At 45.3% G+C, this 13,967-nt stretch carries 13 protein-coding genes; 3 read left to right on the forward strand and 10 right to left on the reverse strand.

The genetic code is table 11. The features are described 5' to 3' along the window. Nucleotides 1–158: 158 nt before the first annotated feature. A complete protein-coding gene (locus DXC51_RS11760) occupies nucleotides 159–851 on the forward strand; it encodes a glycoside hydrolase family protein (RefSeq protein ID WP_181970095.1) in 693 nt (230 codons plus the stop codon). Nucleotides 852–1,666: 815 nt separating this feature from the next. Further along, the gene (locus DXC51_RS11765) at nucleotides 1,667–2,290 is read left to right on the forward strand and encodes a sugar O-acetyltransferase (RefSeq protein WP_207660858.1); all 624 of its coding nucleotides are present in this window, start codon (nucleotides 1,667–1,669) and stop codon (nucleotides 2,288–2,290) included. A gap of 242 nt (nucleotides 2,291–2,532) precedes the next feature. Here the strand turns inward: DXC51_RS11765 and DXC51_RS11770 are convergent, their stop codons facing one another. Together DXC51_RS11770 and DXC51_RS11775 are read right to left on the reverse strand one after the other, a co-directional pair. After that, a complete protein-coding gene (locus DXC51_RS11770) occupies nucleotides 2,533–3,315 on the reverse strand; it encodes a PhzF family phenazine biosynthesis protein (protein WP_025491517.1) in 783 nt (260 codons plus the stop codon). A 16-nt stretch (nucleotides 3,316–3,331) separates the two neighbouring features. After that, nucleotides 3,332–3,535, reverse strand: a complete 204-nt coding sequence (locus tag DXC51_RS11775; RefSeq protein WP_021637836.1) for a YbaK/EbsC family protein — start codon at nucleotides 3,533–3,535, stop codon at nucleotides 3,332–3,334. A gap of 103 nt (nucleotides 3,536–3,638) precedes the next feature. On the opposite strand from DXC51_RS11775, the gene DXC51_RS11780 reads away from it, so the two are divergent. Then, nucleotides 3,639–4,508, forward strand: coding sequence for a LysR family transcriptional regulator (locus DXC51_RS11780; RefSeq protein WP_025491516.1), 870 nt, complete (start codon nucleotides 3,639–3,641; stop codon nucleotides 4,506–4,508). Nucleotides 4,509–5,118: 610 nt separating this feature from the next. Here DXC51_RS11780 and DXC51_RS11785 read toward each other — a convergent pair. The 8 genes from DXC51_RS11785 to DXC51_RS11815 all read right to left on the reverse strand — a co-directional run bounded on the left by DXC51_RS11785 (nucleotide 5,119) and on the right by DXC51_RS11815 (nucleotide 13,860). After that, complete coding sequence (locus DXC51_RS11785) at nucleotides 5,119–5,637, reverse strand: hypothetical protein (RefSeq protein ID WP_117544646.1); 519 nt, start codon at nucleotides 5,635–5,637, stop codon at nucleotides 5,119–5,121. 45 nt (nucleotides 5,638–5,682) lie between these two features. After that, nucleotides 5,683–5,811, reverse strand: coding sequence for a hypothetical protein (locus DXC51_RS30265; protein WP_278336974.1), 129 nt, complete (start codon nucleotides 5,809–5,811; stop codon nucleotides 5,683–5,685). Between the two features lie 116 nt (nucleotides 5,812–5,927). Continuing rightward, on the reverse strand, nucleotides 5,928–6,110 hold the full coding sequence (locus DXC51_RS11790) for a hypothetical protein (RefSeq protein ID WP_117544647.1): 183 nt from the start codon (nucleotides 6,108–6,110) through the stop codon (nucleotides 5,928–5,930). A gap of 514 nt (nucleotides 6,111–6,624) precedes the next feature. Then, entirely contained in the window at nucleotides 6,625–8,154 is a 1,530-nt protein-coding gene (gene rlmD / locus DXC51_RS11795) for a 23S rRNA (uracil(1939)-C(5))-methyltransferase RlmD (protein WP_025491514.1), read from the reverse strand. Between the two features lie 132 nt (nucleotides 8,155–8,286). Continuing rightward, the gene (locus DXC51_RS11800; protein WP_330406340.1) at nucleotides 8,287–8,601 is read right to left on the reverse strand and encodes a hypothetical protein; all 315 of its coding nucleotides are present in this window, start codon (nucleotides 8,599–8,601) and stop codon (nucleotides 8,287–8,289) included. Between the two features lie 220 nt (nucleotides 8,602–8,821). Further along, a complete protein-coding gene (gene pcrA / locus DXC51_RS11805) occupies nucleotides 8,822–11,161 on the reverse strand; it encodes a DNA helicase PcrA (RefSeq protein ID WP_035322785.1) in 2,340 nt (779 codons plus the stop codon). 204 nt (nucleotides 11,162–11,365) lie between these two features. Beyond that, nucleotides 11,366–11,986, reverse strand: a complete 621-nt coding sequence (locus DXC51_RS11810; RefSeq protein WP_021637828.1) for a hypothetical protein — start codon at nucleotides 11,984–11,986, stop codon at nucleotides 11,366–11,368. A 122-nt stretch (nucleotides 11,987–12,108) separates the two neighbouring features. Continuing rightward, nucleotides 12,109–13,860 carry an O-antigen ligase family protein gene (locus DXC51_RS11815; RefSeq protein ID WP_147332361.1) on the reverse strand — a complete coding sequence of 584 codons (1,752 nt, stop codon included), beginning with the start codon at nucleotides 13,858–13,860 and terminating at the stop codon, nucleotides 12,109–12,111. Between the last annotated feature and the right edge of the window lie 107 nt (nucleotides 13,861–13,967).

Here is a 13,967-nt window from a genome sequence, read left to right on the forward strand (position 1 = left end):
TGAATGATCCTTATGAAATGATTCCGGGAAGCTTTGCTTTTTCTGATCCCAGTCTTTTTTAGAGATGGTGATGGAAATTTTTTTTATACTGGGGACTTTCCTGTAAGGATCCAATCTATGGAATGGCATTGGATCCGGTACTTATGCGGTCCATGAGTATGAAAACAGGGGTGATTTGGGGAAACCCGTCAGAAAAGGGCTTTGAGCGGATTGGCGAGGATAATACTACACTGCCTTGCAATAACGATGAACTTATAGAATGCTATCAGGGAACTCTGAAAGCTGCAGGTATTGCGGACGAAAAGACCGTACCACAGGAAATAGCAGAACTGATGAAAGATATGCTCCGTGATGCTCCTTATATTAAAGGGGCATGGATGAATAAATTCCAGGGAAAAAATTATCTGCAATATGCTTCACCAGAAACACAATTCAATGTTTACTGTGATGGTGTCTATATTTCGGATAATCCACTGGGACCCTTTGTTCTGGCCGAAAACAATCCCTATAGCTTTAAACCAGGCGTTTTTTTCCCGGGGGCAGGGCATTGTTCCACCATGAAGGACCAATATGGTAACCTCTGGCACGCGTCTACTCTGCGAATTAGTGTCAATCACCAGTTTGAACGTCGTCTAGGCATCTGGCCTGCCGGAATCGATTGCGATGGGGAATTATTCTGCAACCAACGTTATGAGGACTGGCCAATAAAGATAGAACAGAAAAAAATGGATCCCTGGGCAGAGCCAGAATGGTATTTGCTGAATTATAAAAAGGCAATGTTTGCTTCATCGTTTACCAAAGAACATGAATCGGAGAATGCAATAGATGAAAATGTCAGGACCTGGTGGTAGGCGTTCGGCAGTGAGACTATATCAATATGCAGGTGAGCCAGATATTGGGAAACATATTTGAGAGGACCAGATTTGAGAAAAGGGAAACTACTAGAAACCAATATGTCAGTGAATGATATATATTACGAATCTGGTTTTTCATCTGCCAGTATTTTTTGTGCTGCTAAAAAAAGCGTTGGTGTATCTCCTACTGCCTACAAAAAAAGATGCACTGATATAAATCATAAAAACATAGGCTTATGTTCAGTAACTGTCATAGATATTAGCTTTTTTTGGGGGTATTATAAGGCATCCTAATTACTTGTTCCTGTATTTAACAGTGTGAGCTACCAGAATTCTTGTTTTCTAAATGCTGCAATACATGCCCAATTCGTACTACCCTACAGATAATAAAAATAAACGGTGACTCGTTCACCCGGCATCGTCCCTGTGATAAATGTTAGTCCAGAATTGTACCTTTGTTGTCATAATAAGGGGCTAAGTAGCAACTATTATTATCAACTCCGACTACATAAACTCTCTTCATAACCTGTTGTTTTTTATCCATTAGTCAATAATTTTATATCTGTGCTCCGTCAATTGCACACCAAGCGCCAGGTTCATACACATATAAATAATAGAGCTTTTGCACCATCAAATACAGTGGAACAGATTCCCCAGTTTCTGTTCTCCATTTCTGGTCTCTACTATCATTTCAATCCCAATTTCATCACCAAGTCAGCTATTACGTTACAAAATAAAAAATGTATTTCCAAAAATGACAACACAATGTATAATGAACACAATAAAAATATGGTTTTAGAGGAGGTTATAAAATGACCGATTATGAAGGAATCGTAAATTCCGGTAAGATGTACAAAGTGATGGAATTATCCGATGAAGGATTCCATTTTAATGAGGCACTGCGACAAATGGAAAGATTTAATACATTGGGTTACACAGAAGATGCCGAAAAGGAAAAACAACATATTTTAAGAGAATTATTTGCAGAGGTTGGAGAGGGTACTTATATTCAGGCTCCCTACCATGCGATGCTGGGTGGGCATAATGTACATCTTGGGAAAAATGTATATGTGAATTTTAATGCTACCTTTGTAGATGATGCAAATATCTATATTGGTGACGGAACACTACTTGCACCTAATGTGACCATTATTACTGCAATGCATCCAATTTCCCTTAAACTTCGTACTGAGGGTTACGGTTATAACAAACCTGTCTATATTGGAAAAAATGTTTGGATTGCTTCTAATGTTACAATTCTGCCTGGAGTACATATTGGAGATAATTCTGTGATTGGTGCTGCTTCTGTTGTAACCAAAGATATTCCCGCCAATGTAGTCGCCGTAGGCAGTCCTGCAAAAGTTATAAGGGAAATAACTGCAGATGATGATATTTATTACGATCATGGAAAGCTCATTGTAGATAATATAATATAGAAATTTTTGATAGCCTGAAAAATATAGCTTGCCGTAGAAGAACATTGTCCATGTTTATTAATACTTTTTACACTTTTACTAACAAATTCCAGCAATTATTTACTTAAATATGATATGTGCAATATTTAGCCCATATCATTTATATAAAGTGTCAATTATAAATACCCAGAGAAGAAAGAGGATGGTGGTTTCTTCTCCGGGCATTTTATTATAAAAATTATTACTGCCATATTTATTCAAGTCTACGGTACATAAATTTCTGCTTTAGAATAAAGGATAGCTTTACCAGCTAATATTACTCTATCGTTTTCAATGCGACAATAAAGAACTCCGCTTCTTTTAGATGCCTGAAATGCGATCAATTCCCTTTTTTTAATCTTATTAGCCCACAAAGGTATAACATGACAATGACCGGAACCACACACGGGATCTTCTAATACATTCAGCTTAGGTGCAAAACTTCGGGTAACACAATCATAAGTTGTGCCTTTTGCCGTAAGTTGGAGTAAAAGACCGTCCAATTCTTTCAGTCTTTCTTCATTTGGTATAGCCTGTAAAACCTGCTGTTCATCCGCCATTACACACACTAAGTCCCGCCCTAACCACGCTTCTGACGGGCGAAAACCGATTGCCAATTCCATTTCATCTGTGACTGGAACTTCTGTAAGCGGATAAGCCGGCATATCCATTTCATATAAATCATTTACCTTTTTTACAATGAGCTGACCGCTTTTTGTTTGAAAAGAAATGCTACCACTGTCTTTTTCAATAAAACGAAATAATACATATGCCGTACCCAAAGTGGCATGACCGCATAAGTCAATTTCACCGCCTGGTGTAAACCAGCGCAGTTCATATATGTTCTCCCTTTTTACGGTAAATGCAGTTTCAGAAAGATTATTTTCTTGCGCTATATTCTGCATTAACATATCGGGAATCCACTCCGGCAGAATGCAGACAGCAGCGGGATTTCCTTTGAAAACCTTATCTGTAAATGCATCAACAACATACTGCTTTATTTCCATTTAACATTCCCTCCTGCTAATTATTTATAAACCAATCTTTGCAAACATCTATCCACCCGGAAAAAGCAGAGTACTTCACTAAGGTCTTAGCAATTTGCATAGGCTGACAGCCAACTGCTTCTGCAGCTTCTTCAACTGTTGCACTCGAATTTGCAAGTGCAATTACTCGTTGACCCAAGCCAATATTTTCAAAGTATTGTTTCACATTTTCAAAAGACACATTTTTACCTCCTTGAGTTTTTCTTTCTGCCAGTATATACTATGCTTAAAAATAAGTAAAATTAATGTTTATTATATTAACATGCAAAAAGGTAATTTTAAAAATGAACAGATATATTGCACTCCAAAAAATAGTTGAACTCGGCAGTTTTACAAAAGCCGCCGATGTATTAGGCTATACGCAACCTGCCATGAGCCAAATGATTTCTTCACTGGAAAGAGAACTGTCTATTAAATTGCTCTATCGTTCCAGATATGGAATTCACCTGACTTTGGAGGGGGAACGACTTTTTCCCTCCATTCAGAAAACAGTTGCCGGGTATCAGTCCATGCTGGAAATTGCAAAAGAAATTAAGGGATTAGATAGTGGAATTATCCGTATAGGAACCATATCAAGCATTTCTTGTCACTGGCTTCCCGGTTTAATCAAACAATTTCAAGAAATTTATCCTAATGTGCAATTTATACTTCACCAAGGAGATTATACGTCTATTCCCGAATGGGTGCGGACCGGAGAAGCAGATTTTGGCTTTGTAAATCCCGACGCTATTCCCGGCGTTAAAACAAAATTTATTAAGAGCGGTGAGCTTCGGGCGGTTTTACCCGTAACCCATCCTTTGGCACAGAAATCATATATTACATTGGAAAATCTAGCCAAAGAACCTTTTTTGTTGTTAGAGGAAGGGGCGCTTAGCGAACCGATGGAAGCCTTTAAGCAGGCTGGCCTGGAACCCGTTATCCGGCTATGCGTTCATGATGATTACTCTATTTTATCTATGATTGAGTCGGAATTAGGTGTTAGTATTTTACCGGAGTTGGTTTTGAGAAAAACGAATTATAGGGTCGCTATTCTCCAAATCAAACCTGCACTCACTCGGAAAATCGGAATAATTATGAAAGATAAAAATTCCTTGCCGATAGCAAGTAAATATTTCATTGATTTTCTTTTTGAACACATTGATGAACTTCCATAAAATTCATTTTAAATTACACAACAGAGGAGGACTGTATTTTATATTATTGTGTCATTTTACCGCACATGAGCATGATGCTAAATACAGAATTCCTCCCCATCTATTCAGAGGCGATAGTAAATATAAATATCAGTGTGTCATTATAGTAGTTATTCTTTTTATATAACCATAATCTTTTTGTTATGCAACAAAATTAAAACTATTAATTGCTTCCAAAATCATTGTGTAACTATTAATTGATATTAATTGAAGCAATTGAGGAGATTTTATATATAATCTAAAAGATTCAGCAAAAAACTCCCTATCATTTTCTTCTGCATAAAAGCTTATCTTGTTTCTTTCATTAAAATATATTCTTCTGACATCTTTATCTTAAATCCTTCACCCTCATAGACCTTTCTAATCTTTTCCGGTACCTTCAAGTATGCATTCATCAAATTATCAACAGATTTGTCATATATATTACCCTCTGTAATCAGTATCGCATTCGTACTTATAACTGGCCTTTTGTGCCCTGATTAATCACTCCCACTTCTTCTACCGCTTCAGTAGTTATACCATTCGCACCGATTAAAATAAGAAATAATATAATCCATAAATATTTCATTATTTAACATCCCCCTATATTTATCAACCTTGGCCAACGAATATCAAAAAAAGAAGGCATCCCAGAAGTCACGTATGACTTGAAGGATACCTTCAGTTCTATGAGTTCTTCAACGCTGGCAGGTGACTTTGTTTCCAGTAATGCTTTGTATTTCCATATGTTTTTTCCCTCTTCCTCCAAAAGAGACTGTGCCAGCAGATTCAGCTTTTCTATATCCTGAAAACCAAATCTCATCTTTTCTAATTGTGGAATAACACTTTGGATTTTTTCAAATCTGCATTCCCCACCAATTTCAGCTGACAGATATTCCCTGCTCTCTCTAATTGATTCTTCTCTGCATGGCAGGCCAATCCAAGCTTCCCGATACCCGCCTTTTTCTCCGACTTCCAAACATATCAAAATGGGACAGTTGGATTCTTCTTTAAAGTTCTGCATCTTTTCATCATAAACATCATTCCATCCCTCTTCAAACCGAAAACAATACCCTTCCTCTGTAAAAACCCCGTTTTCCTGTTCAACCATATATGTTCCTACTTTTTTCTCACTTAGCAAGTCGTAAATTTCTTCTCAAAGACTTTCAAGAATAGGAAGAACATCCATTTCAATAGCAAACGCTCCCAGTTCTTCTTCTGAATGTATTCCTGCATAAAATTCGAAACGCTCCAAACTAAATGCGGCATTAATAAGACTTCTCATAGTCAGTTCCGGCAGGAAGCGGATCACCGCTTCGTACTTATATATATTAGATTCATCAAAAGTAAAAATACCTGTTGCCAGGGCACCAACTTCTTTTATCGTAGGTTCACAATTTTCTAAGAAAGGGATAAGAAACTCCGGCCAGAAAAGAACTCCAGGACATAGTTATTTTTTCCCCACACCCGGGCCCGTTGTAAGGCATCTTCGATTTCTGCTTTTGAGGCTGGCAGACTGATGGCATAGCCATCGTAGTTCGGGTTATAGGTAATGTCTTTTGTATAAATGCATACTTCATACATAAGAATTTTCCTTTCTCTGAATTTGTCTTATGCTGCTCTACATAGGCTGAGTGACATCACCTCCTTTCCTGGTTCCCATTTATACACTAACTAAAGAAAACGGCCATGTGAAATATTTCACTTAGCCGCCTCTTATCTTAATCTTATATATCTCATTTTTGTCTTACAAATTTTCTATACTGTTTTAAAACTATCTTAGCTCTTGAGAAACACACTACACCGTTAAATATAAATCCTTTCCAAAATTAATTAGAGCCATTATTACCTGCAGCCAGCATTAACGGCTTAGTCATAATTCATCCCCAAAAAGCAGCCATATATTTAATTATACATGGCTGCTTTTTCCCCTTACAACGCAATTCCTGATTATCGAATTTCCATAAAATAGATTTTATATATTCTCCTTGTTTTTTAGTCTTTCTATAAAAACAAAGCCTAAAGCAGCAAACCATCATCAAAACAGGGAAAATAAATACCGTTTTTTGCCTGTTTTCAGCTTCATTTTAAGTCTTTTTCAGTTTTCACCTGTAACATCCTGTAGTTTATTTTGATTTTTCCCAGACAAACCACAACGCTCCATCATTACCACTGTCTCAATCCCGGAAGTCCACGGAAACTGATCCACAGCAACCGCTCTCCTGACCGCATATCCGTTCCCAAGAAACACCTCAAGATCCCGTACCAGACTGGTAGGCTTGCAGGATATATACACCAGCCTCTCCACCCCATATCTGATAATCTTCTGCAGCGCCCCGGGATGAATCCCGTCCCTGGGCGGATCCAGGATAATAAAATCCGGTTTTTCTTCAATCTCATCCAGCACCTTCAGCACATCACCGGCGATGAACTCACAGTTATTAAGCCCGTTCAGCTGTGCGTTCTTTTTCGCAGCCTCCACAGCCTCCTCCACGATTTCCACGCCAATCACCTTTTCCGCCACCGGCGCCATCAGCTGCGCAATGGTTCCGGTACCGCTGTAAAGATCATACACCACACAGCCTTCCTTTTTCAGTTCTCCGATGTACTCCCGGGCCGTGCGGTACAGCACCTCCGCGCCATAGCTGTTTGTCTGGAAAAAGGAGAATACCGATACCTTAAACCTCAGCCCCAGCAGCTCCTCATAAAAATAATCCTGCCCATAAAGCACTTCCGTCCGGTCGCTTTGCACCACATCGGCCACGGAATCGTTTTCAATATGAAGAATTCCCGCAATTTTTCCCTCCAGCGGCAGTCCCAGAAGCATGTCCCGGAATGCAGCCAGATCCCTGTTTTCCTGCGTTGTAGTAACCAGTGCAATCAATATCTCCCCGGTATGGGAAGCCTTTCTCACCAGCAAATGCCTCAGATACCCCTGATGCGTCAGCCTGTGGAAGAAGGCCGCCTTCTCCGCGGTAAAATAGTCCAGCGTCCCCTTAAGAATCCTCCGGTAGTCCTCATCCACAATCCTGCAGTCCCTCACAGATACAATATCATAAAAACTCCCCCTCTTATGCATTCCCAATGCCAGGGGGCCGTCCTTTACCTCGTCCCCGAAGGAAAATTCCATCTTGTTCCTGTAGCCCAGTTGCCTCGGGCTTGCTTTTATCGGTTCCCAAACCCATGGCTCCTCCTGCCTGCAAAGCACGCTGTCCAAAAGCTCCTTTACCTGCTTTTCCTTCAGCGCCAGCTGCTTTTCATAAGGAAGCGCCAGATATGTACAGCCGCCGCAGCTTCCGAAATGGGGGCAGGGCGCTTCCACCTCATCGGGCGCCTGCTCCAGCACCTCCAGCACACGTCCCTCTCCTTTTCCTTTGCGTACCTTTGTTATCATCACGGAAAGCTTTTGTCCGGGAAGCACATTTTTTACCGTGCAGTACTCAGCCGCAGAAGCCATTTTTGTTGTGGAAGTTCCCATTGCAGACGCTTCCGCCGCAAAGGTTTCTGCCGCGGACATTCCCGGAGCCGTTCCTTCCTCCCTGTCTTTTAAAGGCAGCAATTCCACATTTCCTTTATTGGGGAACTTCACGTCCCGTACGATTCCTTCTCTGACCTGACCTTTTTTCATATCGCCCTCTCACTTCTTCCATTCTGTATAATAAACTTCATAACTGTCCCATTACATCACAATTACATAAACATTAATAAAACGCCTAAAAAACGGGATGCCTCAGCATCCCGTCTCCTGTCGATACTTTACTTATTCTTCACTTGTTTCTTCATCATTCCCGGCATCATCTGCCTTGGCAGTATCTTCTGTTGTATCGGTGCCTTCTTCATCCTCATCTTCAAAAAATTCGTCGTCGAAATCATCATCAAAATCGTCGTCGAAATCTTCCAGATAATCAGGAGTAAGATAACGGTACACCGCATATGCAATTCCTGCTACCGCCGCAATGGCTCCGATAATTGCAAGAATCCAGAGAACTGTATTCCCATTGTCTTTCTTTTCTTCTTTTTTGCCAAGGAGTTCGTTTACTTTCATCATTTCTAATACCTCATCCAGCTTTCCCATGCAAACCATCCTTTCTTCCCTGCTACTAGTATGCTTAAATACTGTTCTTATCATACCACTTTTTACATTGCTTTACTATAAATTTTTCATGAAATAAATATGAACTTGTCGTATCCATATATCAGTTCAGTTTACTGAACCGATACGTTACGATGCCCGGGAAAAAATATAATCCGGCCGTCAGGGCACAACAAACCGGTTCTCCAAAAGCGGCTTCCCCTTATATCTTCTTCAGCTTTGCAAAAGCGGCATACATGATCTTCTGGCCCGCTTTATCAAAAAGAACGGTGACCTGATAGTCCCTCGGTCCGTCCACAATGTTGAGCACGGTTCCTTCTCCATATTTAATATGGCGCACCCTGTCACCAATACCGTATTCCAAACTGGCCTGTTTGGTTCCTGCCCCCTTGCTCAGTCCTGCTACTCCGGCCAGGCTGCCGATGCCCTGGGCAATAAAGGGCTTGTTTTCCGGATCGGTCCGTTTGGGCTTTACCACAGCTTTCGGCCGCCAGTCCGCCGCCTGGGAGGGCGCGCCCGCATAATTGCCGCCGTAAGGGGCCGTCTGGAACCTGGCGCGGCTTTCCGGCGTCTCCCTGTATTCCTCAAAATCCGTTTTTTTCTTGAATATCTGAGGCTTGTTATCCAGCAATTCCCCGGGGACCTCCCGGACAAACCGACTGACCGGGTTGTACTGCGTCTCGCCGCGCAGCATGCGCTGTTTGGCACAGGTGATCGTCAGATCCTCCTTGGCCCTGGTGATTCCCACATAGGCCAGGCGACGTTCCTCTTCCACTGCCGAAGGGTCGTCGGAGGTGATTGTCATGTAGCTGGGGAACACGCCGTCCTCCAGTCCGGCCAGGTATACATGGGGGAACTCCAGTCCCTTCGCGGAATGCAGGGTCATGAGAAGCACCCGGTTATCCTCCGCATCCACGCCGTCAATATCGGCCACCAGCGCCACCTCTTCCAAAAACTCGCTCAGGGAGGGGTCGTCATGGCTGTCCTCATAAGCCACCACCTTGCTTACCAGCTCGTCGATATTCTGGATACGATCCTCCGCATCCTCCTCGTCCGATTCCTGAAGCTCCTTCACATAGCCCGTGGTTTCGATAATATCGTTCATCAGCTCTTGCAGGCTGTAATATTCCAGCTTGCTGCGGAAGGACTGGATCATCATTACAAAGGGCTTCAGCTTTGCCGCGCTTTTTCCGATGCTCAGAATCTGATCGGCTTCCCGGAGCGCATCATAGAAGCTGAGTCCCCTGGCGTCCGCATATTCCTGCACACGCAGGATGGTGGTTGCGCCGATTCCCCGCCTGGGAACATTGATGATGCGCTTTACCGCCAGATCGTCCCGCCCGTTGTCAATGGTCTTAAGATATGCCAGCATGTCCTTGATTTCCCGGCGCGAGTAGAAATTAACCCCGCCCACCACATCGTAGGGAATGCCTTCCATAATAAAACGTTCTTCCAGAATACGGGATTGTGCGTTGGTGCGGTAAAGAACCGCGCAGTCCCTGAATTCCGCTTTCCCGTATTTTTTCTTCTTTCCGATTTCACCTGCAATGAATTCGGCTTCCTCATAGGCGGTGTCAAACTGGCGGAAATGAATCTGGTCGCCCTCTCCCTTTTCCGTCCACAGCGCCTTCTCCTTACGCTCCACGTTATTACGGATCACCGCATTGGCCGCATCCAGGATGGTCTGCGTGGAACGGTAATTCTGCTCCAGCTTGATAACCTCCGCCTCAGGAAACACCTTTTCAAAATCCAGGATATTGCTGATATTGGCCCCGCGGAACTTGTAGATGGACTGATCATCATCGCCCACCACGCACAGGTTCCGGTACTTGCCCGCCAGCAGGTGTATCAGCTCAAACTGGGCCGTATTCGTATCCTGGTACTCATCCACCATGATATAACGGAAACGCTCCTGATAATAATCCAGCACATCCGGGCAGGTCTTAAACAGCTCCACTGTCTTTACGATTAAATCGTCAAAATCCAGCGCATTATTCTTATGCAGAACCTCCTGATATTCCTTATAAACCTGCGCCGCCCTCTGCTTCGTGTAATCCCCCATGGCCTTCAGCTCATATTCCACCGGGGAGATCAGGCTGTCCTTTGCCGATGAAATGACGGATAACAGCGTCCGCTCCTTCAGCGTCTTGGTATCTATCTGCAGACGTTTGCAGATATCCTTCATAATATTTTTCGTATCGTCCGTATCATAGATGGTGAAATTATTCCCGTAGCCCAGCCGTTCTATGTATCTGCGCAGAATACGGACACAGGTGGAATGGAAGGTGGATACCCAGATGCTCTCCGAGCCAAAGCCCACGATATCGTCCACTCTGTCGCGCATTTCCCCCGCCGCCTTATTGGTAAAGGTAATGGCCAGGATATTCCAGGGGTTCACCCTCTTTTGTTCTATCAGATAAGCAATGCGGTGGGTCAGCACGCGGGTCTTCCCGCTTCCCGCACCGGCAAGTATCAGCACCGGGCCGTCCGTGTGGTAGACCGCCTCCTGCTGCCTTTCATTCAAAGTATCATAAATGCTCATATTATTTCTCCATTCTCGCCTCTTCCGTAAATCCATGCTCTCTATTATATCGGAACATGCATTCGATGTCGATAGAAAAAAGGGGAATTTTTTATAAAAAACCAGTCTGCCAAGCCGGTTGGGAAAGCCGGAAAAAGCTGCCGGGAATCACCTCCCGGCAGCCTGCCCGCCGCGCACCGCTCTATATACGGCGTCCAACTGTACTTAATAAACCAGCGCCAGCACGCCAAAATTGCTTGTGGCCACCGTCACCGTCCTCGGATCCACATCCAGATCCGGCAGCACCTCAATGGAGCCGTTTGCAATACTGATTACCTGAAAATTATTCCAGGCCTGGAACTGATCCGGCACGCCGATGGTCAGCACCACAGGAGCGAGCGTCCGGCTTATGATGTTAGTTTTCCCGCCGGCATTGCTCGTCAGCTGCACATCCAGCATGGATATCACGTTTCTTCCGTTCATGGCTGCAGTGAGGAACACCGCCTGCCTGGCCTGCGGCCCTGTCTTTCCTTCCGTTACGGAAAAATAGAGGCCCGCACCGTTCTTTATCTGGGCATCCGTCAGCCCGGCAGCCGTTTTCACCATACCGTCCGGCGAAAGGATGATGACCCCTTTTACCGTGTCCGCATAAAAATAGGTAGGCACCGTGGAATTCAGCTTAATTCCGGTACTCATCTGCACCACATTGGGCTTTGTGGGCGCCGGCGCATTCCCGCTGGCCGAATTGCCGCTGGCCGAGCCTGAGGCTCCGGCCGTAATGGGAATCACCACTGTGAGCAGCACCGCTGCCGCAAAATACATCAGCCATTTCTTTCCTTTTTTCATAGCAACACCTTACCCTTTCCCGTTGCACGCCTCCGGGCCAACCGGCCGGACGCTCCCCTTTTTCCATAAATCTTTGTAGCTGTTCACCATCCTCACTATTGAAGGCCTTTTACCCTTTATCCTCATTTTACCCTATTCTCACGCTTTATACAACCACTGTTCCATGCCAGTCCTATCGCAAGAAAAAGGAGGGGTGTGCTCGTAATCTGCTGAAAACTAACCATATTATGAACCGTGTAGGTAATGATTGCCAACGCTCCCGCCGCCCCTGCAGTTCCGCCCTTACGCAGGAAACGCACCGCAGCGCTGACCAGGAAGCCCGCATAGGCAATGAGTCCCAGCAGCCCGGTGTCCATCAGCAAGGTCATCCACTCGTTATGGCAGTTGGTCAGGACCGCATCCGCATAAATCTGCGTCAGAAGCGGCCTGCCCCCCTGCTCCGCATAAAGGAAGGCCTTCAGGCAGTCCGGCCCCACGCCGAACATCTTCCTGGCAATGTCCTGTTCCCGCCATATTTCCAGGCACTCCTTCCAGATACCGCCCCGTCCGTTCCCCCATTCCTCATTGAAAATAAAAATGGACGGCAGGCTTTCCTTCATTCCTTCCCCTCCCAGCGTACCGGCCGCCAGAAGTCCCGCACAGATCACCGCTGCTGCCGCCGGCAGCAGCACGCCCATTTTCCGCATAAGGGAAAGCCGCCTCCCCTGCTGTACGGCATCTGCAGACTTGTCGTTCCCTTTCCTGTCTTTTTTTGCTCCGATGCGTTCCGTCCCGCCTTTTTTCATTCCAGAGCACTCCCCAGCGCGCTCCGTCCCGCCGCATTTCTTCCACCAGAGCCGCCCCGCAAACGCAGCCGCCGTAACCGCCCCCGCGCCATACAAAACGATCCCCGTTATCCAGCTGCCCGCTTCCACAGTTCCCCGAAACACCCGCAGTCCCAGCAGCCCCACGAAAACAGCGCCCGAAGCTGTCAGAAACACATCCTGGAATGCGGACATTTCCGCTCCGTCCCTGCAGGAAATCAGGAACAGCACCCACAGCGCCGTCCCTATGATCAGAAAACCGCTGTCACTCCCCTGCACAGCCGTACACAGAAAAGCCGCCGCCGTAAAAACACCCGCTCCCGCCTGCAGCCATTTTCTGCCTTTCCGCCCTTCCCTGCATTTCCCGCCGTTCTGCGTTTCCCTGCGGCTTCCCCAGAACACCGCGGTCCCCACAGGCAGCAACACCGACAGATACCCGCACAGCCAGTTCACATTCCCAATAGTGGAAAGCGTCGTATCCGACCTTCCCCGGAAATCCACCGGCCAAAAGCCGAACCGGTTCAGCACCGCCAACAGGCAAATCCCGCCGGAAACTCCCAGAATCACCCCAACCGCTTCTTTTTCCGCCTTCCAGACATACGCATAATAAAAATAAAGCGCCAGAAAGCTCATCTGGGAAAAAAGCCCCATATACCAGCCCTCCGCCCCAAACAATCCCTCTTTTTTATAGGAAGAAAGACAAAAAGAAAGTATCACCGCAGCGCCATAAGCCAGAAGAAAAAGCTCTGGCAGCCAGGTTCCGGCCTTCTCCTTAATCCAAATGCCCGGCAGCGTCCCATTCCCGCCTTTTTCCCTGCCCCAGAGCCTCCGGCGTCCCCCTTTACAGCCGCCCGCCGCTTTTGCTGCAGCAAAAATCACCATCAAGGGCAGCGCCATGAAGCCCACATTCCGGTAAAGCTGGAATTTTGCCGTCCCAAGCCCATAATATCCGTCATGCATATACAGCGGCACCATACAGGCCGCAACCAGAAGATACACTGTTGCGACGGCCTGCATGGCTTTTTCACACATCCCGCCCGCTTTTTTCCGCCAATCTGCAAATCCTGCCATTTTCCCGCCCAGCTTCCTTTTTCCGTAACCGCCCAGTCCTCCCGCAGCTTTTTGCCCCAATCCACAAGTGACTTTTTTCCGCTCTTTTCTATCATTATCCCCAATCC

The sequence above is a fragment of the Eisenbergiella massiliensis genome (genome assembly GCF_003435485.1).